This window comes from Pseudomonas sp. NPDC077408 (assembly GCF_050269105.1).
Taxonomy (GTDB): Bacteria; Pseudomonadota; Gammaproteobacteria; order Pseudomonadales; family Pseudomonadaceae; genus Stutzerimonas.
Window position 1 is genome coordinate 48,551 of record NZ_JBNNHS010000006.1, and the last position, 20,741, is coordinate 69,291.

Annotated in this window: 24 protein-coding genes; 18 read left to right on the forward strand and 6 right to left on the reverse strand. The window is 59.1% G+C overall.

The features are described 5' to 3' along the window. Positions 1-88: 88 nt before the first annotated feature. The 15 genes from ccmA (at position 89) to ACQKEK_RS15880 (ending at position 13,340) form a co-directional block, all read left to right on the forward strand. The gene (ccmA, locus tag ACQKEK_RS15810) at positions 89-724 is read left to right on the forward strand and encodes a cytochrome c biogenesis heme-transporting ATPase CcmA (protein WP_499143718.1); all 636 of its coding nucleotides are present in this window, start codon (positions 89-91) and stop codon (positions 722-724) included. After that, positions 721-1,392 (forward strand): heme exporter protein CcmB, encoded by a 672-nt coding sequence (gene ccmB / locus ACQKEK_RS15815; RefSeq protein ID WP_045425801.1) that lies wholly within the window; start codon positions 721-723, stop codon positions 1,390-1,392. The genes ccmA and ccmB overlap by 4 nt, the downstream gene beginning before the upstream one ends. A 155-nt stretch (positions 1,393-1,547) precedes the next feature. Further along, positions 1,548-2,300 (forward strand): heme ABC transporter permease, encoded by a 753-nt coding sequence (locus tag ACQKEK_RS15820; RefSeq protein WP_128119107.1) that lies wholly within the window; start codon positions 1,548-1,550, stop codon positions 2,298-2,300. Next, positions 2,297-2,473 (forward strand): heme exporter protein CcmD, encoded by a 177-nt coding sequence (gene ccmD, locus ACQKEK_RS15825; protein WP_045425807.1) that lies wholly within the window; start codon positions 2,297-2,299, stop codon positions 2,471-2,473. Before ACQKEK_RS15820 ends, ccmD begins: the two co-directional genes overlap by 4 nt. Then, the gene (ccmE, locus tag ACQKEK_RS15830) at positions 2,470-2,937 is read left to right on the forward strand and encodes a cytochrome c maturation protein CcmE (protein ID WP_499143719.1); all 468 of its coding nucleotides are present in this window, start codon (positions 2,470-2,472) and stop codon (positions 2,935-2,937) included. The genes ccmD and ccmE overlap by 4 nt, the downstream gene beginning before the upstream one ends. Further along, positions 2,934-4,907: a heme lyase CcmF/NrfE family subunit gene (locus tag ACQKEK_RS15835; RefSeq protein ID WP_046162283.1), complete on the forward strand. Its 1,974-nt coding sequence runs from the start codon at positions 2,934-2,936 to the stop codon at positions 4,905-4,907. Before ccmE ends, ACQKEK_RS15835 begins: the two co-directional genes overlap by 4 nt. A gap of 1 nt (position 4,908) precedes the next feature. Next, positions 4,909-5,439 carry a DsbE family thiol:disulfide interchange protein gene (locus ACQKEK_RS15840; protein WP_499143720.1) on the forward strand — a complete coding sequence of 177 codons (531 nt, stop codon included), beginning with the start codon at positions 4,909-4,911 and terminating at the stop codon, positions 5,437-5,439. After that, positions 5,436-5,909, forward strand: coding sequence for a cytochrome c-type biogenesis protein (locus ACQKEK_RS15845; protein ID WP_128119110.1), 474 nt, complete (start codon positions 5,436-5,438; stop codon positions 5,907-5,909). The genes ACQKEK_RS15840 and ACQKEK_RS15845 overlap by 4 nt, the downstream gene beginning before the upstream one ends. Then, positions 5,906-7,126 carry a c-type cytochrome biogenesis protein CcmI gene (ccmI, locus tag ACQKEK_RS15850; RefSeq protein WP_499143721.1) on the forward strand — a complete coding sequence of 407 codons (1,221 nt, stop codon included), beginning with the start codon at positions 5,906-5,908 and terminating at the stop codon, positions 7,124-7,126. Before ACQKEK_RS15845 ends, ccmI begins: the two co-directional genes overlap by 4 nt. A gap of 27 nt (positions 7,127-7,153) precedes the next feature. Further along, positions 7,154-7,585 carry a hypothetical protein gene (locus ACQKEK_RS15855; RefSeq protein WP_499143722.1) on the forward strand — a complete coding sequence of 144 codons (432 nt, stop codon included), beginning with the start codon at positions 7,154-7,156 and terminating at the stop codon, positions 7,583-7,585. A gap of 126 nt (positions 7,586-7,711) precedes the next feature. Beyond that, on the forward strand, positions 7,712-8,008 hold the full coding sequence (gene fliT, locus ACQKEK_RS15860; RefSeq protein WP_128119113.1) for a flagellar protein FliT: 297 nt from the start codon (positions 7,712-7,714) through the stop codon (positions 8,006-8,008). Between the two features lie 402 nt (positions 8,009-8,410). Next, a complete protein-coding gene (locus tag ACQKEK_RS15865; protein WP_128119114.1) occupies positions 8,411-9,880 on the forward strand; it encodes a sigma-54 dependent transcriptional regulator in 1,470 nt (489 codons plus the stop codon). A gap of 212 nt (positions 9,881-10,092) precedes the next feature. Then, a complete protein-coding gene (locus ACQKEK_RS15870; RefSeq protein WP_499143847.1) occupies positions 10,093-11,199 on the forward strand; it encodes a sensor histidine kinase in 1,107 nt (368 codons plus the stop codon). Positions 11,200-11,203: 4 nt separating this feature from the next. Then, the gene (locus ACQKEK_RS15875; RefSeq protein ID WP_499143723.1) at positions 11,204-12,610 is read left to right on the forward strand and encodes a sigma-54-dependent transcriptional regulator; all 1,407 of its coding nucleotides are present in this window, start codon (positions 11,204-11,206) and stop codon (positions 12,608-12,610) included. A gap of 67 nt (positions 12,611-12,677) precedes the next feature. Next, positions 12,678-13,340: a thiopurine S-methyltransferase gene (locus ACQKEK_RS15880; RefSeq protein ID WP_499143724.1), complete on the forward strand. Its 663-nt coding sequence runs from the start codon at positions 12,678-12,680 to the stop codon at positions 13,338-13,340. Positions 13,341-13,467: 127 nt separating this feature from the next. On the opposite strand, the gene ACQKEK_RS15885 is transcribed toward ACQKEK_RS15880, so the two are convergent. The 4 genes from ACQKEK_RS15885 to ACQKEK_RS15900 form a co-directional block, all read right to left on the reverse strand. Then, positions 13,468-14,112: a DUF2959 domain-containing protein gene (locus tag ACQKEK_RS15885; protein ID WP_499143725.1), complete on the reverse strand. Its 645-nt coding sequence runs from the start codon at positions 14,110-14,112 to the stop codon at positions 13,468-13,470. 121 nt (positions 14,113-14,233) lie between these two features. Beyond that, positions 14,234-15,106, reverse strand: a complete 873-nt coding sequence (gene htpX / locus ACQKEK_RS15890; RefSeq protein ID WP_128119118.1) for a protease HtpX — start codon at positions 15,104-15,106, stop codon at positions 14,234-14,236. Between the two features lie 114 nt (positions 15,107-15,220). Next, positions 15,221-15,664, reverse strand: coding sequence for a hypothetical protein (locus ACQKEK_RS15895; RefSeq protein WP_499143726.1), 444 nt, complete (start codon positions 15,662-15,664; stop codon positions 15,221-15,223). Between the two features lie 6 nt (positions 15,665-15,670). After that, entirely contained in the window at positions 15,671-16,882 is a 1,212-nt protein-coding gene (locus tag ACQKEK_RS15900) for a pyridoxal phosphate-dependent aminotransferase (protein ID WP_046162275.1), read from the reverse strand. A 191-nt stretch (positions 16,883-17,073) separates the two neighbouring features. On the opposite strand from ACQKEK_RS15900, the gene msrB reads away from it, so the two are divergent. From msrB to ACQKEK_RS15915, 3 genes are all read left to right on the forward strand, one after another. Continuing rightward, positions 17,074-17,472: a peptide-methionine (R)-S-oxide reductase MsrB gene (gene msrB, locus ACQKEK_RS15905; protein ID WP_499143727.1), complete on the forward strand. Its 399-nt coding sequence runs from the start codon at positions 17,074-17,076 to the stop codon at positions 17,470-17,472. Positions 17,473-17,504: 32 nt separating this feature from the next. Beyond that, positions 17,505-17,987: a glutathione peroxidase gene (locus ACQKEK_RS15910; protein WP_499143728.1), complete on the forward strand. Its 483-nt coding sequence runs from the start codon at positions 17,505-17,507 to the stop codon at positions 17,985-17,987. A gap of 65 nt (positions 17,988-18,052) precedes the next feature. Beyond that, positions 18,053-18,931 (forward strand): ATP-binding protein, encoded by an 879-nt coding sequence (locus ACQKEK_RS15915; RefSeq protein WP_128119122.1) that lies wholly within the window; start codon positions 18,053-18,055, stop codon positions 18,929-18,931. A gap of 70 nt (positions 18,932-19,001) precedes the next feature. Here ACQKEK_RS15915 and ACQKEK_RS15920 read toward each other — a convergent pair whose 3' ends face one another. Beyond that, the gene (locus ACQKEK_RS15920; RefSeq protein ID WP_499143729.1) at positions 19,002-19,685 is read right to left on the reverse strand and encodes a glutathione S-transferase family protein; all 684 of its coding nucleotides are present in this window, start codon (positions 19,683-19,685) and stop codon (positions 19,002-19,004) included. Positions 19,686-19,779: 94 nt separating this feature from the next. Continuing rightward, positions 19,780-20,547 (reverse strand): hypothetical protein, encoded by a 768-nt coding sequence (locus ACQKEK_RS15925; protein WP_499143730.1) that lies wholly within the window; start codon positions 20,545-20,547, stop codon positions 19,780-19,782. Between the last annotated feature and the right edge of the window lie 194 nt (positions 20,548-20,741).

Consider the following 20,741-nt stretch of genomic DNA (forward strand, 5'->3'; position numbering starts at 1 on the left):
TGGCGCCAGGGTTCGCCATGTATAATTCCGCCGCCCGCCCGATCACGATGTAGCGGCCGGGCTCCTTTCATCTTGAGGTAGCCCTAGCGTGTCCAGTCCCTTTCTTGAAACTGTGGCGCTTTCCTGCGAGCGAGACTGGCGCCTGCTGTTCGAGAGGTTAGACCTGCAGATCGTCAAAGGGGAAATGTTGCAGATCGCCGGCCCCAATGGCAGTGGTAAGACGAGCCTGCTGCGGTTGCTGTCTGGCTTGATGCAGCCAACCGCCGGGGAGGTCTTGCTCAAGGGGAAAACACTGGAAAGCCAGCGCGGTGAATTGGCCCGCAATCTACTGTGGATCGGTCATGCAGCGGGCATCAAAGGCTTGCTAAGCGCCGAGGAGAATCTCACTTGGCTGTGCGCACTGCATCAGCCGGCGTCGCGTGATGCGATCTGGCAGGCGCTCGATGCTGTGGGACTGCGCGGTTTCGAAGACGTGCCCTGCCATACGCTCTCCGCCGGTCAACAGCGCCGGGTTGGGTTGGCCCGGCTGTATTTGTCGCCCCCCCCTTTGTGGATTCTCGATGAGCCCTTCACGGCGCTCGATAAGGGTGGCGTGGCCCAGCTTGAACGGCATCTTGCATTCCACTGCGAACAAGGCGGCATGGTCGTGCTGACCACTCATCATTCGCTCGTTGAGATGCCCGCGGGCTTCCGCGAGATCGATCTGGGACAGAGAGCCGCATGAGCAACGTCTTTACGCTGTTGCTGGCTCGCGAAAGTCGGCTGTTGTTCCGTCGACCGGCGGAACTGGCCAATCCATTGGTGTTCTTCGCCATCGTCATCGCTCTGTTCCCGCTGGCGGTCGGTCCTGAGTCGCAGCTGTTGCAGACCATTTCGCCCGGGCTGATCTGGGTCGCGGCGTTATTGGCAGTGCTGCTTTCGCTGGACGGCCTGTTTCGCAGTGATTTTGAAGATGGGTCGCTTGAGCAGTGGGTCGTTTCGCCGCACCCCTTAGCGCTTCTGGTTCTCGCCAAGGTGCTGGCACACTGGATGTTCTCCGGATTGGCGCTGGTGCTTCTGGCGCCGTTGCTGGGCCTCATGCTGGGCATGCCGGTCAGCGCACTGCCGGTGCTGCTGATGTCGCTGCTGCTGGGTACGCCGGTGCTGAGCCTGTTGGGGGCAGTCGGGGCGGCCTTGACCGTTGGGCTCAAGCGCGGCGGTTTGCTACTGGCGCTGCTTATCCTCCCGCTTTATATCCCCGTTTTGATCCTGGGCAGCGGAGCATTGCAGGCAGCCCTGCAAGGGTTGCCAGCGCTCGGTTATCTGTTGTGGCTTTCCAGCCTGACTGCCCTGGCAGTCACCCTGACACCCTTTGCAATAGCGGCCGGCCTGAGAATCAGCGTCGGCGAATGACGGATTGGCAGAATGTTTCTATCCAATAGCGGAACGCAGTTAGCCGATGCGAGGCGAGCGGTTATCGCAACGATGGGTTTCATGATCCCGAACAAGCGGCGGTTGCCCGGTTTCGGCGCAGTATCGGCAAACGTAGCAGGCGTGAGGCAGGCTCTATGAACTGGACATGGTTCCACAAGCTGGGTTCGCCTAAATGGTTCTACGGCATCAGCGGTCGTTGGCTGCCATGGTTGACCTGGGCCGCATTGTTGTTGGTTGGGGTCGGGGTGGTCTGGGGCTTGGCGTTTGCCCCGCAGGATTACCAACAGGGCAACAGTTTCCGGATCATCTATATCCACGTTCCGGCAGCGTTTCTAGCACAGTCTATTTATGTGATGCTGGCGGTGGCGGGGCTGGTCGGGCTGGTGTGGAAAATGAAGCTGGCCGACGTTGCACTCCAGCAAGCGGCGCCCATTGGTGCCTGGATGACCGTCATCGCACTTGTCACCGGTGCGGTGTGGGGCAAGCCGACCTGGGGGGCTTGGTGGGTGTGGGATGCACGTCTGACTTCGATGCTGATCCTGCTGTTTCTGTATTTCGGCATCATTGCGCTGGGGCAGGCCATTACCAATCGAGACAGCGCGGCCAAAGCTTGTGCTGTGCTCTCTATCGTGGGAGTGGTGAACATCCCGATCATCAAATATTCGGTTGAATGGTGGAACACGCTTCACCAACCGGCCACCTTCACCGTGACGGAAAAGCCGGCCATGCCGATGGAAATGTGGCTGCCTCTGCTGGTTATGGTGCTGGGCTTCTACTGTTTCTTTGCGGTGGTTCTGCTGATGCGCATGCGCCTCGAGGTGCTTCGGCGCGAGTCGAGAAGCAGCTGGGTCAAAGCGGAAGTGAAAGCACTGGTGGGTAAAGCATGAATTTTTCGTCGTTTTCGGAATTCATCGCCATGGGTAACCATGGTCTGTACGTCTGGACGTCCTACGGCATCAGCCTGGCGGTTCTGATTCTCAACGTGGCGCTGCCAGTCATGGCGCGTCGGCGTTATCTGCAAGACGAGGCGCGTCGTTTGCGCCGGGAGGAAATGAAGTGAATCCTGTGCGCAAGAAGCGTCTGTTCATCATTTTGGCGATTCTGGCTGGCGTCGGTGTTGCGGTAACGCTGGCATTGTCCGCCCTGCAAGAGAATATCAACCTCTTCTACACACCGACGCAGATCGCGGCAGGCGAAGCGCCTGAAGGCACACGAATTCGGGCAGGCGGTATGGTCGAAGAGGGCTCGGTACAGCGCAGTAACGATTCGCTGACGGTGACCTTTCGGGTCACCGACTATGCCGAAGCGGTCACTATCCAGTACCAGGGGATCTTGCCTGATCTGTTTCGTGAGGGGCAGGGCATCGTTGCCTTGGGGCGCGTGAACGCGGACGGCGTCCTGGTCGCTGATGAAGTACTGGCCAAGCATGACGAAAACTACATGCCGCCTGAAGTCACCGCAGCGCTGGAGAAAAGTGGCAAGAGCAAGCCCTACAGCGGTGGCGAGCGGGAGTACGCGAAATGATCCCTGAACTCGGTCATCTCGCGATGATTCTGGCGCTGTGTCTGGCCGTTGTGCAGGGCACGCTGCCGCTGATCGGTGCCTGGCGCGGCGACAGCCAATGGATGGGGCTGGCGCAACCGGCCGCCTGGGGCCAGTTTTCATTTTTGGCGTTTTCTTTCGCCTGTCTCACCTATGCCTTCATGGTGGACGATTTCTCCGTTGCCTACGTGGCGCAGAATTCCAACAGCGCTTTGCCCTGGTACTACAAGTTCAGCGCCGTATGGGGCGCACACGAGGGCTCGCTACTACTGTGGGCGTTCATTCTGGCCGGCTGGACCTTCGCGGTTGCGATCTTCTCGCGCCAGTTGCCGGAGGATATGCTGGCGCGGGTGTTGGGTGTAATGGGTCTGATCAGCATCGGCTTTTTGCTGTTCCTGATCGTCACGTCGAATCCATTCGAGCGGCTGCTTCCGCAGGCACCAATGGACGGGCGAGATCTCAACCCGCTGCTTCAGGACTTCGGGCTGGTAGTGCATCCACCCATGCTCTATATGGGCTATGTAGGTTTCTCGGTAGCTTTTGCGTTCGCCATCGCCGCATTGCTCGGTGGACGCCTGGACGCGGCCTGGGCACGCTGGTCGCGCCCTTGGACGTTGATCGCCTGGGCCTTTCTGGGGACCGGCATCGCCCTGGGTTCCTGGTGGGCCTACTATGAGCTCGGTTGGGGCGGCTGGTGGTTCTGGGACCCGGTAGAAAACGCGTCCTTCATGCCGTGGTTGGTGGGCACCGCTTTGATCCACTCGCTGGCCGTGACGGAAAAGCGTGGCGTGTTCAAGAGCTGGACCGTCTTGCTGGCAATCGCTGCCTTCTCGCTCAGCTTGCTAGGCACGTTTCTGGTCCGCTCGGGGGTGCTTACGTCGGTACATGCCTTCGCCACTGACCCGGCGCGCGGCGTCTTCATTCTGGCTTTTCTTCTGGTCGTGATCGGTGGCTCGCTCACGCTGTTCGCACTGCGTGCGCCGGTGGTAAAGAGTCAGATCGGTTTTGGCCTGTGGTCGCGTGAAACGCTGCTGCTGGTAAATAACCTGCTGTTGGTTGTTGCCACCTCGATGATTCTGCTGGGCACCTTGTATCCGCTGCTGCTAGACGCACTATCCGATACCAAGCTTTCGGTCGGCCCGCCTTATTTCAACGCGATGTTCCTGCCGCTGGTTGGCGCCCTGATGCTCGCCCTGGGTGTGGGCGTGCTGGTGCGCTGGAAGAACACGCCGGTCAAATGGTTGATCGGCATGCTGACCCCCGTGCTGATCACCAGTGCCGTTCTTGGCGGTCTGGGCTCGATGCTCTTCGGTGACTTCCACTGGGCTGTGCTGGCTGTATGCATGCTTGCCGGCTGGGTGGTGAGCGCTGGTGTGCGCGATATCCTCGACAAGACCCGCCACAAGGGATTGCTGAAGGGGTTGCGGAGCCTGGCGCCGAGTTATTGGGGTATGCAGCTGGCGCATTTCGGTCTGGTGGTCTGCGCGTTGGGTGTGGTGCTGACGAGTCAGCAGAGCGACGAGCGCGATCTGCGTCTGGCTCCAGGCGAGTCGCTGCAGCTCGGTGGTTACAGTTTCGTGTTCGACGGTGCCAAGCACTTCGAAGGTCCCAACTTCACCTCTGACAAAGGCACCATTCGCGTCTTCGAAGGTGACAAGCAGGTGGCGACACTGTATCCGGAGAAACGCCTCTACACCGTGCAACAGATGCCGATGACCGAAGCGGGCATTGACGCGGGCTTCACCCGGGATCTCTACGTGGCGTTGGGTGAGCCGCTGGAAAACGGCGCTTGGGCGGTCCGGGTGCATATCAAGCCGTTCGTGCGCTGGATCTGGCTAGGTGCGCTGATGATGTCGCTGGGGGGCGTGCTGTCGGTGAGCGACAAACGTTACCGGGTGAAGGTCAGGACCCGTGTTCGCGAGGCGCTCGGTTTGGCGCAGCAAGGAGCCTGAGATGAAACGATTGTTGATGTTGCTACCGCTGGCGATCTTCCTACTCGTCGCCGTGTTTCTTTATCGCGGTCTGTTTCTGGACCCGACCGAGTTGCCATCGGCGTTGATCGGCAAGCCGCTGCCCTCCTTCTCGCTGCCCTCGGTCGAGGATCCCCAGAGGGTCGTTACTGCCGAGGACATTCAGGGCAAGCCCGCGTTGGTTAACGTTTGGGCAACCTGGTGCGTCGCCTGCAAGGTCGAACATCCAGTGTTGAACAAGCTTGCAGAGCAGGGCGTGGTCATCCATGGCGTCAATTACAAGGATGACAATGCGGCAGCACAGAAATGGCTTAAGGACTTTCACGATCCCTACCAGCTGAACATTCGCGACGAGCAGGGCAGCTTGGGGCTGGATCTGGGTGTGTACGGTGCGCCCGAAACCTTCCTCGTCGACAAGCAGGGCATCATCCGTCACAAGTATGTCGGCGTCATAGACGAGCGTGTTTGGCGTGAACAGCTTGCCGCGCTTTATCAACAACTGGTGGACGAATGAAGCAGCTGATCCACGGACTTTTGCTGACGCTGTGTCTGCTGGGCAGCGCGTCGGCGGCGATTGACGCCTACGAGTTCAAAAACGAGGCCGAGCGCGAGCGGTACCGGACGTTGGTGGAAGAGTTGCGCTGTCCGAAGTGCCAGAACCAGAACATTGCCGATTCCAATGCGCCGATCGCCATGGACCTGCGCCGTGAAATCTACCGCATGCTGGAAGAGGGGCAGAGCAACGAGCAGATTGTCGATTACCTGGTCGCCCGTTACGGCGACTTCGTTCTCTACAAACCGCCCGTCAATGCCAAAACGCTTGTTCTCTGGTATGGACCGATTGTCCTGCTGGTGATTGGATTCGCCGTCTTGGCGTTCATCCTGATACGTCGTCGCCGTGCGTCCGATAAGCCCGCGTCGAACACCCTTTCCGAGGCCGAGCGCGAGCGCCTGGCCACGTTGTTGGATAGAAAAGAACCATGATCGATTTCTGGATAGGTGCAGGCCTGTTGCTGCTGGCCGCCCTGGCGTTCCTGCTGCTGCCGTTGTTGCGTGGGCGCGGTGTACAGGCCGAAGAAGACCGGACGGCTTTGAATGTCGCGCTTTACCAAGAGCGGCTTGGAGAGCTGGCGGCGCAACAGGCGGCCGGAACCCTTGATTCAGAACAGCTCGAGGCAGGGCGCGCCGATGCGGCGCGCGAGTTGCTTGATGACACCGAGGGCACCGCCACTACCCGCCACAATAACCATTTGGGTCGGGCTGTGCCGCTGATCGCGGCTATCCTTGTGCCGTTGGTTGGATATGGTCTCTACCTGCACTGGGGTGCGAGCGACAAGCTGCAGTTGGCGCGGGAGTTCACTGAGCAGCCCGCGACGATGGAAGAGATGGTCGGACGGCTGGAGCGCGCCGTGAAGGCTCAGCCCGAGTCCGCGGAGGCCTGGTATTTCCTAGCCAAGACCTATATGAACCGAGAGCGCCCAGCGGATGCTGCTACCGCTTTCGAGCAGGTTGTCAAGCTGGCGGGGCGTCAGCCGGAACTCCTGGGTCAGTGGGCGCAGGCGCTCTATTTCGCTGGTGACCGTCAATGGTCCAAGCAGCTGCAACAGCTGACCGACGAGGCATTAAGCGGTGATCCACACGAGGTCACTAGCCTCGGGCTGTTGGGTATCGCCGCCTACGAAGAAGAACGGTTCGCGGAGGCGATAGGGTTCTGGGAGCGGTTGGTGGCAACGCTGCCTGCGGAAGATCAATCGCGTGAAGCCATTCAGGGCGGTATCGCTCGTGCACGCGAGCAGCTCGGCGAGACGGCTCCGGCGAGCGTGACCAAACCGGCCGGCGAGATGGTTGCCGAGACCGGGGCGGGACTGACGGTCGAAGTGCAACTGGCTGCCGAGGTGGTCGACAAGGTTCGACCGACCGATGCCGTATTCATCTTCGCCCGTGCGTTGTCCGGCCCGCCGATGCCCTTGGCCGTGAAACGTATAACGGTTGCCGATTTACCCGCGACGGTTAACTTGAGTGACGCAGATGCAATGACTCCGCAGCTTCGATTGTCCAACTTTGAACAAGTCAGATTGTTTGCCCGCGTATCCCGAGATGGGAACGCTACTCGCGGTGAGTGGCAAGGCAGTAGCGAACCGTTGGCGCCGGATGATGCAGATGCGGTCAAGCTGACTATCGACCAACCTGTAGCACCCTGATCGCAGGGGTTCGGGAGACGACTGATTATGCTGGAGGAGCGGGTTTCAACAAGGTTTAAGCGCCTGGCCAGAGTTAGCGCAGTAGTAACGCTGGCGTTGCTGCTTGGGGCCTGTGCGGGCAATCCTTACCAAGCGTCCGGGCCTACACGCGCCCCGGCGCCGCCCGCATCGGCGCCGCCTCGCGAACCGGTTGCTACGCCTCCCCCAGTGCGCACCCCACCGGCACCGCGCCCGCCGGCAACCCAGAAAAGCCATCCACGCTATGCGCCGCCGCCTCATGCTGCTGCGCATTGGGACAACCGTCTGGGCGTCTACGTTGTGGAGGGGCAGGACTTGTTCTATCGCGAGCGTCTCTACTACCGCTGGGACGGCGACTGGTATTGCGCCGGTCGGCCTGGTGGTCCCTGGGAGCCGGTAGCGCCACCTAGCGTTCCAACGGGGCTGCGCAGCTTGCACTGACCATACATTTTTCCGCTGTGGCAATTAAAGGCGACGTGGAGGTTGCCGATAAAGTATCAGGCGCCGCGGACAGTGGTTCAGGCGGTATCGGTTCGGCCTTGTTACCAGTTCATTCGGAGCGGATTCATGAGTGCAGCAGTCAAACGTCTTGAGGAAACCGGCAACGCCTTGCGGGACGCCATGGCTCAGCAGGACTGGACAGCAATCAGCGTGCTTGATCTGCAATGCCGTCAAGTTGTTGAGGCTGCGATGGTCGAGCCTCGTGAGGACGACTCAGCAATTCGGCAGCGTCTGCAAGAGCTGGTGTGTCTCTACCGCGAACTGGTTAGCACTTGTCAGAGCGAGAAGCAGCGTGTTGCAGATGAGCTGATTCAGCTTAACCAGTCGCAGCAAGGAGCCAATATCTACAAACTATTCGGCTGATAGTTCCTGAAAGTTGCCGCGACCATTGGTCGCGGATAGGTGACGATTTTCACCTCCCGATTTTAACGAATTGGGTACACCAAAGCGGTTCAAACGCCCGCGTCAGCAACGGTATTCTTAGCCGTACAGTTGACCTTTCCGCTCGAAATCAGACGGTTCTGTCTCGATCTCCTGAGCTAGTGCAAAGACGCAAAAGCTGAACGCGTCATATCCCGGCTCGTTCCTAACGAGTTGCTCCACGTCAATAACAGAATGCATTCCTTGCTATTTTGTCGTTGAATCACGTCATAAATTTGACTCAGGCCGTTTTTTTTAATTAACTACCGGCTATCTGCCGATGACGCTGCCGTTCTGCGAAGGACGTGTGCGGGCTTTCTTTCAGCCTCTAGAGCTATAAACAAGATGTGGCGTGAAACCAAAATTTTGTTAATAGACGACGATCAGGATCGTCGCCGGGATCTGACGGTCATTCTGAACTTTCTCAGCGAAGATCATTTGTCATGCGCCAGCAGCGAATGGCAGGCTGCGGTCGATACCCTGGAATCAAGCCGCAGCATACTCGGCGTAATGCTTGGTGACGTTGCAGCGAAGGGCGGCGCCGTGGAGTTGCTCAAGCAGATCAGCAAGTGGGACGAGAACCTGCCCCTGCTGTTGATTGGAGAGCCAGCACCGGCCGAATGGCCGGATGAGATACGCCAGCGCGTGCTAACTAGCCTCGAGATGCCGCCGAGCTACAACAAGCTGCTCGATTCGCTTCACCGGGCCCAGATCTACCGGGACATGAACGATAAGGCGAAGGCACGTGGTCGGCAGCGCGAGCCAAATCTGTTTCGTAGCCTGGTAGGCACCAGTCGTGCAGTTCAGCATGTACGTCAGATGATGCAGCAGGTTGCAGACACTGAAGCGAGCGTACTGATTCTCGGTGAGTCGGGAACCGGCAAAGAGGTTGTCGCACGCAACCTGCACTATCATTCCAAGCGCCGTAATGGGCCTTTCGTTCCCGTCAATTGCGGAGCGATTCCGGCGGAGTTGCTTGAGAGCGAGCTATTCGGTCACGAAAAGGGGGCGTTTACCGGCGCAATCACTTCGCGTGCCGGTCGTTTCGAGCTGGCCGAAGGCGGGACGCTGTTCCTCGATGAGATCGGCGACATGCCACTGCCTATGCAGGTCAAGCTGCTGCGCGTCCTGCAGGAGCGCACCTTCGAGCGCGTGGGCAGCAACCGTACGCAGAACGCCGACGTACGCATCATCGCTGCAACGCACAAAGACCTGGAAAAAATGATCGTGGATGGCAGCTTCCGCGAGGATCTCTATTACCGGCTTAACGTGTTTCCCATCGAAATGGCCCCTTTGCGCGAGCGCATCGAGGATATTCCGCTGCTGATGAACGAGCTCATCTCGCGCATGGAACACGAGAAGCGGGGCTCCATCCGTTTCAATTCGGCGGCGATCATGTCCCTCTGTCGTCACGATTGGCCCGGTAACGTACGGGAGTTGGCTAACCTCGTCGAGCGCATGGCCATCATGCACCCGTACGGCGTGATTGGTGTGATGGAGCTGCCAAAGAAATTCCGCCACGTCGATGACGACGATGAGCAGTACGCGACCAGCCTGCATGACGAGATGGAAGAGCGTGCAGCAATAAACTCCCCGATCATTCCGGCGGATGCGCATGCCATGCTTCCTGTAGAAGGCCTTGATCTGAAGGATTACCTGGGCAACCTAGAGCAGGGTCTTATCCAGCAGGCGCTGGAAGATGCAGGCGGCGTAGTGGCGCGTGCTGCAGAGCGTCTGCGGGTACGGCGAACCACGCTGGTAGAAAAGATGCGTAAATACGGAATGAACCGTCGCGAAGACGATCTCGACGAGTGATTTCCTTTGCCACGTCGCTCTTGCTTGCGGCGTGGCCCTTCCTTGATCAGTCATCTCGGGCATGATCCTTGCTGACCTTCACGTTACCGACCATCTTTTGACGGAAACGTGTGCCAGTGACTTCAGCGACCTGCTCTCCTGATCCCGTCCAATTCCCGGCCAAGGCCGGCTCAAGCGACGAGCTTGAACAATCGCTCGCACTGTTCCATCACATGTCCGGCCGTTTGGGCGAGTCCCAGCTCATGCTGCAGGCACGAGTAGCCGAGTTGAAGGATCAGCTTGCGGAGAGCGCCGCGCAGCGCCTGCAGGAATTCGACGAGAAGGAGCGCCTGGCGAGCCGCTTGCAAAGCCTGCTGGACCTGTTGCCTGGCGGTGTGATTGTCATCGACGGCCAGGGTATGGTTCGCGAAGCGAATCCGGTTGCGCTCGAGCTGCTTGGCGCACCGCTCGAAGGGGCGCTCTGGCGCGAGGTGATCGCGCGGAGTTTCTCGCCTCGTAGGGATGACGGTCACGAAATATCATTGAGGGATGGGCGTCGCGTTTCTATCGCTACCCGTTCCTTGAACGTTGAGCCTGGGCAGCTGGTGCTGCTGACCGATCTGACGGAGACACGGCGGTTGCAAGAGCAACTGGCGCGTCATGAGCGTTTGTCTGCGCTGGGCCGTATGGTGGCGTCGTTAGCTCATCAGATACGCACCCCGCTATCGACAGCACTGCTGTATGCAAGCCATCTGGAGCAGGGCGGATTGTCGGTCGAGCATCAGCAGCGGTTTGCTGGTCGTTTGAAAGACCGGCTGAACGAGTTGGAGCATCAAGTTCGTGACATGCTGGTTTTCGCGCGCGGTGATCTGCCGCTGGAGGACCGGCTAACACCCGCTGAGCTACTGGGAGCGCTGCGTGCGGCGACCGAGATGAAGTTAGAGGGCGTCGCCGTTCGCTGGCAATGCGACGCCCGGACCGGTGCACTGTTGTGCAATCGCGATACCTTGGTCGGTGCACTGCTCAATCTGATTGAAAATGCGCTCCAGGCGGCGACCGGCGATACAAAACTGAAGGTTCATCTCTTTGCACGAGGTTCAATGCTGCGCATCAGCATCAGCGACAACGGTGTAGGCATTGATGCAGCGACCTTGGCCCGACTCGGCGAGCCCTTTTTCACCACACGGGCAACCGGTACCGGCCTCGGCCTGGCCGTCGTCAACTCAGTAGCGCGAGCCCATTCAGGCGCACTTGAGCTACGTTCTCGCCCTGGCAGAGGAACCTGCGCCACGTTGCAGCTACCGCTGCTTCCGCTGTCCTCGCTCGCACACTCGGAGTAGCCCTATGGGCGTTAAAGTTCTACTGGTCGAAGATGATCGCGCTTTGCGCGAAGCGCTGGGCGATACCCTCGAACTGGGCGGCTATGCCTACCGCGCGGTGGAGTGCGCTGAGGCCGCGTTGCATGCGCTGGATCAGGAGAGTTTCGGCCTGCTGGTCAGTGATGTGAACATGCCTGGCATAGACGGCCATGCCTTGCAGGCAATTGTGCGCGATCGGTATCCGCAAACGCCGGTCTTGTTGATGACTGCCTATGGTGCCGTCGAGCGCGCCGTCGAGGCCATGCGCCTAGGGGCTGTGGATTACCTGGTCAAACCGTTCGAACCCAAGGTGTTGCTCGAACTGGTCGGCCGGCATGCCTTTGGCCAGCTTGGTGCCACCGATATGCAGGGGCCTGTGGCGGTTGAACCTGCAAGTCGGCAACTATTGGCGCTGGCGGCACGGGTGGCACAAAGCGATTCGACGGTGCTGGTTTCAGGAGAGTCGGGCACTGGCAAAGAAGTGCTGGCTCGTTTTATTCATCAGCAGTCATCGCGAGCCGACAAGCCGTTCGTGGCCATCAACTGCGCTGCGATTCCGGAAAACATGCTGGAAGCGACGCTCTTCGGTCATGAGAAGGGCGCCTTCACTGGTGCCATCGCGACGCAGCCAGGCAAGTTCGAGTTGGCTGATCGCGGTACGCTACTGCTTGACGAGATCTCCGAAATGCCGCTGGCATTACAAGCCAAGTTGCTGCGGGTACTGCAGGAGCGCGAGGTCGAGCGTGTGGGTGGGCGCAAGCCGATACCGCTCGACATCCGTATCGTCGCCACGACCAACCGTGATCTGGCTGAGGAGGTTCGTAGCGGGCGCTTCCGTGAAGACCTGTTCTACCGTCTCTCGGTCTTTCCGCTCGCCTGGCCGGCATTGCGCGATCGGCCGGCGGATATCGTGCCGCTGGCCGAGCGGTTGCTGGCCAATCATGCGGCAAAGATGCGTCAGCCAGGCGCGAGACTGACAGCTGAGGCGCGTCAGTGCCTGCTCGGATATTCCTGGCCCGGCAACGTGCGTGAGCTCGACAACGCGATTCAGCGAGCCCTGATCCTGCAGCAGGGTGGATTTATTCGTCCGGATGACCTCTATCTGACAGCTGCTGCCGGCTTCGCCTCGCTGGCGCGTACTGCCGCTAGCGCAATCGTGTCGACGCAATCTGCCCCGGCGAGCGTTTCAGTGCCGGCCGAGGTCGCTGGCGCGTTGGGTGAAGACCTGCGCCGTCGCGAGTTCGAAGTCATTCTCGAGACCCTGCGTGCCGAGCGCGGGCGCCGTAAGGAGACTGCTGACCGTCTAGGTATCAGTGCGCGGACGCTTCGTTACAAGCTGGCTCAGATGCGCGATGCCGGTATGGACCCGGAGTTGGCGCTGTGCTCCGGTTGAGGCGGGGTTCCGGACGAAGGCGGCTCTGATAAGCTCCCCAGCCAACATCGCTCAAGAGGGTCTCTACATGGACGAAGCGTTCTGGCAGCGTCGCTGGGCACGTAACGAAATCGGCTTCCATCTAAACGAGGTCAACCCCTACCTGCGCCGCCATTGGCCCTGCTTGAAGTTAGCGCAAGGGGCTCGTGTCCTGGTCCCGTTGTGTGGGAAAAGTCTCGACATGGCCTGGCTCGCCGATCAGGGTTTTGCGGTGTTGGGTGTAGAGCTGAGCGAGCGCGCAGCCGAGGATTTTTTCGCCGAGCACGAGCTAGTCCCGGACGTCAGCGTCCAGGGTGAGTTCAAGGTTTACCGGGCAGGTATGGTGGAAATCCGCTGTGGCGATTTCTTCACCATGACACCGGCTGATGTGGTCGACTGCCAGGCGCTATACGACCGCGCTGCGCTGATCGCATTGCCCGCCGACATGCGTCAGCGTTACGTCAACCATCTAGTCAGCATCCTCGCGCCAAACTGTCAGGGGCTGCTGATCACGTTGGATTACCAGCAGGAGCAGATGTCCGGCCCGCCATTCGCTGTGAGTGATGCTGAAGTTCGAATGTCTTTGAGCGCGCATTGGAAAGTCGACCTGCTGGAGCGCGCCAACGTGTTGAACGAAAGCAATTGGAAATTTCTTCAGCGTGGCCTCACTCGCCTAGAAGAAAGCTGCTACCGACTCGGTGAACTCGCCTAGCGCGCATCAACTGTCGTGCTGATAGCTGTTGAGATGACGGGCACGCCGCGGCGTGCCCGTTGTGGTTCTTGCGCGACGATTTCGCCACAGTGTCAGCCGGTTATCTCGGTTATCTCGGTTATCTCGGTTATTGGTTTCGCTGGAGTTGGCGGATAAACACGTCGGCTTCGTCTATGGCCCGTTGCATTTCGGCGAGGAGCTGATCGACATTTCCTTCCAGCGTGCGGTATTCGCCCTGCAACGCGCCGATCGCACGTGCATTGAGGTTGTGCTTAAGAAACAGTACCTGGTCGCGCAATACGTCTAGCACCGGATCGATACGCTTTTCCGCTGTCTTCATGCGTTGCAGCAGCACACGATAATCTTTCTGGGTGCGTTCCAGATTTCGTTGACTGGCCGCTTTCAAGCTTGCGTTGCTGTACTCGCTGAGTTCCTGTTTCCATTCCTCGAAAAGCGCCTCGGCGCCATCCTCGACGGCTTCGATCCTGTCCCGCACTTCGCGAGCGCTGTTTTCGCTGGCTTCGAACTCATTGTTCAGCGCCTCGTAGCGCTCTTCAAGCTCACCGCCTTTAACCTGAACCACACTGCGATAACGCTCCAGGGCATCCTTGAACTGTTCCTTGGCCTCCTGCTGTGAGTCGCGCGCATCCTCGACGCGGTCAACCAGAATGTCGCGCTTATGCAATCCGACCTTCTCCATTGCCGAGTAATAGGCGCTCTGGCAGCCGGCCAGGGTGAGCAGGGCGATGGCGAGTAGAAAGAAGCGGCGCATGTTGAGATGTTCCTTTTCTGAAGACGGCGCTTGCTTCGACAGGCATACAGCCACTACGTGCAAATCGCAGACGAAAAAAAAGGGCGGCTTGTGTATGCCGCCCTTGTTTCGGTTCGCTCGCTTAGCCGCGCTGGCGCAAGGCTTCGATGCGATCTTCCAGCGTTGGGTGAGTCATCAACAGGCCGGCCAGGCCGTTGCGCAGGGCGCCGTTGATGCTGAAGGCCTTGAGGCTGTCCGGCATGTCGACTGGCACGCCCTGTTCTGCGCGTAGACGCTGCAGGGCGCCGATCATCGCGCTGGTCCCGGCCAGCTGAGCCCCCGCCTCGTCAGCGCGGAACTCACGCTTGCGTGAGAACCACATGACAATGATGCTGGCGAGGATCCCCAGCACAAGTTCGGCGAAGATCGTCGCAACGAAATAGCCAATGCCATGGCCATCTTCGTTCTTCAGGATTGTCTTATCGACGAAGCTGCCGAAGATGCGCGCAAAAAACATGACGAAGGTGTTTACCACGCCCTGGATCAATGCGAGCGTGACCATGTCGCCGTTGGAAACGTGGCCTATCTCGTGGGCCAGTACGGCCCTGACTTCGTCCGGGGAGAAGCGCTCGAGCAACCCTTGGCTCACTGCGACAAGCGCATCGTTCTTGTTCCAGCCGGTGGCGAAGGCGTTGGCTTCATAAGCAGGGAAGATACCCACTTCTGGCATCTTGATGCCGGCATCACGGGCCAGCTGCTCGACGGTTTGCAACAACCACTGTTCGTGACGCGTGCGCGGCTGGGTGATGATCTCTGTACGGGTACTCATTTTCGCCATCCATTTGGAGATGAACAGCGAAATCAGTGCACCAGCGAAACCAAAGACGGCGCAGAAAGCCAGCAGGCTGCCGTAGTTCTGACCCGTGTAGCGATCTACCCCAAGCAACTTGAGGGTGATGCTAGCGACGACCAGCACAGCCAGGTTGGTGGCCAGAAACAAGAAAATGCGCATCATGTTGCGGCAGACTCCAAGAGGAACAGTAAAGAACGATAGGCTATATAAGGGGCGGCCCGGCGCGATTCAACCGAGCGACTATTTCAAGCTATGTCGCCTGCCGCCCGGCTGGGCTTAGCTGCGCTCAGGCAGTGAGCTGTCGAACAGCTGGCGCGTCAGTTGTGCCAGCCGCTCGCTGTTCCCTTCACGCAACGCTTCGCGTAGCTGATGCGCCAGGCTGGACTGGACCCGACGGACACTCGGCGGCAGCGAGTCGAGACCGGCGAAGGCATCAGGGATGGTGCCTGTCAGTCGCAGGAACGCCTTTTCGGTGAGAGCAGCCTGGTCGAGCGCCTGAAAATGAATGGTACTCTCGAAGCGCAGATAGCCCTCCTCGGCGAGCCATATCAGCGCGCCGAGGCAGCCTTGGTGGCGCTTGCTGGGCAGGCCGAACTCATCGGGTTCTTCATGGCCGATGATGTCCTCGACGTACAGCGCGACTTTCCGCGGAAAGGCCTGATAGAGCGTCAGCAGCCCGGCCGCGGCGTCCCGGTAGAAGTCATCGATTTGCAGATCCATCCAACACTACTGGCTGTAGGTCTTGAGGAAGTTGCCGATTCGGCCAATAGCCTGCTCAAGGTCGTCCACGCGGGGCAGGGTGACCACGCGGAAGTGATCCGGCCACGGCCAATTGAAGGCCGTCCCCTGAACAATCAGTAGTTTCTCTGATAACAGCAGGTCGAGGACGAATTTCTCGTCGTTGTGGATGGGACAGATTTTCGGATCGATCCGTGGGAACGCATAAAGCGCACCCATCGGCTTCACGCAGCTGACGCCGGGAATGTCGTTGAGTAGTTCCCAGGTCCGGTTGCGTTGCTCAAGCAGGCGGCCTGGTGGTAACACCAGATCGTTGATGCTTTGGTAGCCGCCTAAGGCGGTCTGGATGGCGTGCTGAGACGGCACGTTGGCACATAGGCGCATGTTGGCCAGGATGTCGATGCCTTCGATGTAGCTCTGCGCTTTGTGCTTGGGACCGGAGATCGCTACCCAGCCGGAGCGGAAGCCAGCAACGCGGTAGGACTTCGATAGCCCGTTGAAGGTCAGACACAGTACGTCAGGGGCAAGCGAGGCGGTACAGATGTGCACTGCCTCGTCATACAGAATCTTGTCGTAGATCTCGTCGGAGAAAAGCACCAGCTTGTGCTGACGGGCCAGTTCGACCATCCCTGCCAGTATTTCGCGTGGGTATACCGCACCGGTCGGGTTATTCGGGTTGATCAGCACCAGCGCTTTGGTGTTGGGCGTGATTTTGGCTTTGATATCGGCCAGGTCCGGCCACCAGTTGGCCTGCTCGTCGCAGAGGTAATGCACCGGTTTGCCGCCCGCCAAGCTCACGGCGGCCGTCCACAGCGGGTAATCGGGGGCCGGGATCAGCACTTCATCGCCGTTGTTGAGTAGGGCTTGCATGGACATCACGATAAGCTCGGACACGCCGTTACCGAGATAGATGTCTTCGATGGTGATGCCTTCTACCTGCTTCTGCTGGTAGTACTGCATGATCGCTTTGCGTGCGCTGAATAGCCCTTTGGAATCGCTGTAGCCCTGCGCGGTTGGCAGATTGCGGATCACGTCCTGAAGGATTTCCTCAGGGGCTTCGAAACCGAATGGCGCCGGATTGCCGATGTTCAGCTTGAGGATGCGATGGCCTTCCTCTTCCAGGCGCTTGGCGTGCTTGAGCACTGGCCCACGGATGTCATAACAGACATTGGCGAGCTTGTTCGATTTGCTGACCTGCATGATCCTTGTGTCCCGAAGTGATGACGCGCCTGCCGTTCTGAAGGGCTGGCTGCGTACGGCGTGAACCCGGGCGCCTTGGCAGTATGAAACCCCGCTGCCAGACTAGGCGTCTTAAGAGCACCGCATCATACGTGCGGCCTGATCCCCGGAAAAGGTACAGAGGTGCCTTTTTAAGCTCATGAGGTGTACCGATGGATAAGCTTGAGAAACCGCTCGAAACCTGGCGTGAAGAACTTTCCGACGAGCAATTCCAGGTCTGCCGTCTGGGTGCGACCGAGCGACCGTTCAGCGGCAAGTACAACGACACCAACGCGCCCGGCATCTACCACTGCGCCTGCTGTGATGCACCGCTGTTCGATTCTGACGCCAAGTTCGATTCAGGCTGCGGCTGGCCGAGCTACTTTCAGCCGGTTAGCGATACAGCTATTGCCAGCATTGACGACTTCAGCCATGGCATGCACCGCATTGAGGTCAAGTGCGCTCGCTGTGATGCCCATTTGGGGCATGTATTCCCGGATGGTCCGGCACCGACCGGGCTGCGCTACTGCATCAATTCAGCGTCTCTCAATCACAAGCCGCGCGACGCGTAAAGGCGCTTCGCAACGCTTCAATGGAGCACCCCATGAACGATGCGCTCTTGGATATTCCCTGCGTTACGATCGATGGCCAACAGAAGACCTTGTCTGATTTTGGCGCCAAGGCTCTGCTGGTGGTTAATACGGCCAGTCAATGTGGCTTCACGTCAAAATACAAGGGGCTTGAAGCGCTCTGGAAGCGCTATCGCGAGCAGGGGCTGGTGGTGATCGGGTTTCCCTGTGATCAGTTCGGCCATCAGGAGCCGGGGGACGAGGCGCAGATCGCTGCGTTCTGCGAGCGTAACTTCGGGGTCAGCTTTCCGATGTTCGCCAAGATCCGGGTCAACGGAAGCGATGCTCACCCTTTGTTCATGGAGTTAAAAAAGCGCGCGCCCGGTTTGCTGGGCAGCAAGGCGATCAAGTGGAATTTCACTAAGTTTCTGGTCACCGACAATGGGCGTTCGGTGAGCCGCTTTTCGTCTCGAACGTCGCCGGACGCGCTGACAGCGCATATCGAAGCTTATCTGTAACCTGTATTTCCCGGTCGCCACAGCGCTTTTGTACGCTGCAGTCGCGATCGTTCTGGAGGCGTTTAATGGATGCCGAGCTCAAAGCTTTTTTACAGCGCGCTGATGCGCTGATGTCGCGCCTGGAACCCTTGCTTCCTGCGCAGCGTGCACCGCTGGATTGGGACACGAGCTTGGCCGCGCGTTGGCATCGTGAAGGGCAGGGTGGCTACCTGCAGGCGCTAAATGTGTCGCTCGACATGAAGCTAAACGATTTGATCGGTATCGACCGGCAGTGTGAGCTGTTGTCGCGCAATACCCGTCAGTTCGTTTCAGGGCTGCCGGCGAATCATGTCCTGCTCTGGGGCGCGCGCGGTACCGGAAAATCTTCGTTGATCCGAGCATTGTTGGCTGAACATGCACCGGCGGGCCTGCGCCTTATAGAAATCGAACGCGACCATTTGGCTGACCTGCCGAAACTGGTCGATCAGCTTGCTGGGCAGGCACAACATTTCGTGGTGTTCTGTGATGATCTTTCGTTCGAGGCGGGCGAGGGCGACTATCGGGTCTTGAAAAGCGTGTTGGACGGCTCGCTGGAGCGGGCCCCCGAGAATGTCTTGTTGTATGCCACTTCGAATCGCCGGCACCTTGTGCCTGAGCGTCAGAGCGACAACGAAAACTGGCAGATGGTGGATGGGGAGCTGCATCCAAACGAGGCGGTAGAGGACAAGATTGCGCTGTCGGATCGCTTTGGACTTTGGCTGTCGTTCTACCCGTTCAGCCAGGCGCACTATCTCAACGTTGTGCGGCACTGGATCGGCTCGCTGGCGACACGGGCGGGGCTGAGCTGGAGCTGGGACGACGAGCTGGAAAAGGACGCCATTCGCTGGGCCACATCTCGCGGCAACCGCAATGGCCGTTGCGCTTATCAGTTTGCTCGGCAGTGGGTGGGGATTCGCCTGCTGTAGGCAGGAGTTTGCAGGAGGCCCGCCTCGGAACCGAGGCTGTTGCTTGGTTCTGGGGCGGTGCGCATCAGGTTCAGTTCGGCGGTGTTGACCTTTTGCCCATTTCGATGAGCTTGGCGGTCATACGCTGCTCGCCGGGCAGCACGTTCTCGACCGATGCACGTGCCTTCAAGCGCGAGTAGTGCGCGGCCAGGGCGGGCCAGCGACCCGCGTCGACCACCTCGCCACCGTGTTCCATGTTGATCAGCTGGCACGCAACGGCGATGTCGGCCATCGACAATTGCTCGCCAATGAAAAACGCGTTCTCCCCCAGCTGACGCTCAAGGTAGTCGAAGTGCGGTGGCAGCTTCTCGTTCAATGCGGCCTGTACGGTTTCTTCGTTGCAGGGCTTGCCCGAGCTCGGCTTCAGGACGCGGTTGCGGAAGACCCCGAATGTCGTCAGCGGTGCTAGCTCGTAATCGGCATATTTTTCCAGCCAGCGTATCTGCGCTCGGTCGGTCGGGTTGGCGCCATACAGCCGAACAGTTTGGTCGTAAGCTTCGTCGAGGTACTGACAGATCACGCTGGAGTCGGCCAGGCAGAGCTCTTCATCCTTCATGGCTGGGATGCGGCCGAGTGGATTGAGCTGCAGATACCATTCGGGCGGCGTGAATGGCATTACGACTTCTAGTCCGTAGTCCAAGCCTTTTTCCTGCAGGCAAAGGCGTACCTTGCGAACGAAGGGCGATAGCGGGGCACCGAATACGGTTATGGGCATGACCAGTTCTCCACGGCAGGGCAGGGCAGCAGGCGGACGCCGGAGGATCAATTAAGCATGGCGCTCGGGCCGTCTCAATTCGTCCGCTCTGTACCTAGTAGATGTTGTTCTTTTTCCAATCGTCTTCGCTTTCGAGGCTCTTCAGACCTTCGGCGAGCTCGCTCGGTTCGTCAAGCTTCGGCTGTTGTTCTGTCTGCTCGAGCTTATTAGCGTGGCTGTAGCTCGCTTCGAGCTTGCTCAATTGGGTTTGATACTCGGCCGGGTTGGGCTGCTTGCGGATGTGCTGGATACCGCGCTCGAAAGCCAGGCGCGCTTTGTGCGCATTACCCTGCTGAAGCGACTGCTGACCGATATTGCTGAAGTACTCGACATGCAGCATCACCATCATCCGCTGGATCTGTTGGATCCAGCGCTTGGCAGCGGTGGTATCCAGCTGGTTCTGCTTGTTGGCCCAGACAATCTGAGCATGCAGGTCTTCCATCAACAGGCGAATCTCCTTCGCTTGTGCTTCGGTGGTGACCTTGACTGGCGCGTTTGCCACGGGAATGTCTTCGCCTTCCGCAACAGCGCTACGTAAAGCGGCTAGCCGGGGGCCGAGCGTGGCGTTCTTCTTGTCTAGGGGGAGCAATTGCTCGCCCAGCCCCAGCTCCAGGCGCGTCAGCAACAGCTTCAGTTCCGGCGTCATCATCTGGCCTGGAAAACTCTCGGAGAGGTTGGCAAAGCGGCGCATGCGGTCGCTGAGTTCGGCGCGGACGCGCGCCTTTTCCAGGCTGTTCTTCTCTACGATCTGGTTGATGACGCCAATTGCAATCAGGATGAACAGGCCGGCAATGACCAATCCAGTAATCAGAACTGGGGACACGAAACGCACCTCTCTGACCGAACGATTTTTTCCGAGTGTAGAGCGTTGGATGGCAAGCTGATAGCTCAACGCTCGCTATACGTTGGGTTCATAAAATATTTCTAGATGGTGCTTGACGACCATGAACGACCTCCATAGAATGCGCGCCACTTGCAGCGTGAAGCCCTAAAGCGAAACGTTGAAAGCCGGATAAA

Excerpts from the sequence above, each read along its gene's own strand:
- ACQKEK_RS15895 (WP_499143726.1), bottom strand. The coding sequence starts at position 15,664 with ATGGATCTGCAAATCGATGACTTCTACCGGGACGCCGCGGCCGGGCTG.
- fliT (WP_128119113.1), top strand. The coding sequence starts at position 7,712 with ATGAGTGCAGCAGTCAAACGTCTTGAGGAAACCGGCAACGCCTTGCGG.
- msrB (WP_499143727.1), top strand. The coding sequence starts at position 17,074 with ATGGATAAGCTTGAGAAACCGCTCGAAACCTGGCGTGAAGAACTTTCC.
- ACQKEK_RS15865 (WP_128119114.1), top strand. The coding sequence starts at position 8,411 with ATGTGGCGTGAAACCAAAATTTTGTTAATAGACGACGATCAGGATCGT.
- ACQKEK_RS15885 (WP_499143725.1), bottom strand. The coding sequence starts at position 14,112 with ATGCGCCGCTTCTTTCTACTCGCCATCGCCCTGCTCACCCTGGCCGGC.
- ACQKEK_RS15910 (WP_499143728.1), top strand. The coding sequence starts at position 17,505 with ATGAACGATGCGCTCTTGGATATTCCCTGCGTTACGATCGATGGCCAA.
- ACQKEK_RS15855 (WP_499143722.1), top strand. The coding sequence starts at position 7,154 with ATGCTGGAGGAGCGGGTTTCAACAAGGTTTAAGCGCCTGGCCAGAGTT.
- ccmI (WP_499143721.1), top strand. The coding sequence starts at position 5,906 with ATGATCGATTTCTGGATAGGTGCAGGCCTGTTGCTGCTGGCCGCCCTG.
- htpX (WP_128119118.1), bottom strand. The coding sequence starts at position 15,106 with ATGATGCGCATTTTCTTGTTTCTGGCCACCAACCTGGCTGTGCTGGTC.
- ccmD (WP_045425807.1), top strand. The coding sequence starts at position 2,297 with ATGAATTTTTCGTCGTTTTCGGAATTCATCGCCATGGGTAACCATGGT.
- ACQKEK_RS15845 (WP_128119110.1), top strand. The coding sequence starts at position 5,436 with ATGAAGCAGCTGATCCACGGACTTTTGCTGACGCTGTGTCTGCTGGGC.
- ACQKEK_RS15820 (WP_128119107.1), top strand. The coding sequence starts at position 1,548 with ATGAACTGGACATGGTTCCACAAGCTGGGTTCGCCTAAATGGTTCTAC.
- ACQKEK_RS15915 (WP_128119122.1), top strand. The coding sequence starts at position 18,053 with ATGGATGCCGAGCTCAAAGCTTTTTTACAGCGCGCTGATGCGCTGATG.
- ACQKEK_RS15900 (WP_046162275.1), bottom strand. The coding sequence starts at position 16,882 with ATGCAGGTCAGCAAATCGAACAAGCTCGCCAATGTCTGTTATGACATC.
- ACQKEK_RS15880 (WP_499143724.1), top strand. The coding sequence starts at position 12,678 with ATGGACGAAGCGTTCTGGCAGCGTCGCTGGGCACGTAACGAAATCGGC.
- ACQKEK_RS15835 (WP_046162283.1), top strand. The coding sequence starts at position 2,934 with ATGATCCCTGAACTCGGTCATCTCGCGATGATTCTGGCGCTGTGTCTG.
- ACQKEK_RS15920 (WP_499143729.1), bottom strand. The coding sequence starts at position 19,685 with ATGCCCATAACCGTATTCGGTGCCCCGCTATCGCCCTTCGTTCGCAAG.
- ACQKEK_RS15870 (WP_499143847.1), top strand. The coding sequence starts at position 10,093 with ATGTCCGGCCGTTTGGGCGAGTCCCAGCTCATGCTGCAGGCACGAGTA.
- ccmB (WP_045425801.1), top strand. The coding sequence starts at position 721 with ATGAGCAACGTCTTTACGCTGTTGCTGGCTCGCGAAAGTCGGCTGTTG.
- ACQKEK_RS15840 (WP_499143720.1), top strand. The coding sequence starts at position 4,909 with ATGAAACGATTGTTGATGTTGCTACCGCTGGCGATCTTCCTACTCGTC.
- ACQKEK_RS15875 (WP_499143723.1), top strand. The coding sequence starts at position 11,204 with ATGGGCGTTAAAGTTCTACTGGTCGAAGATGATCGCGCTTTGCGCGAA.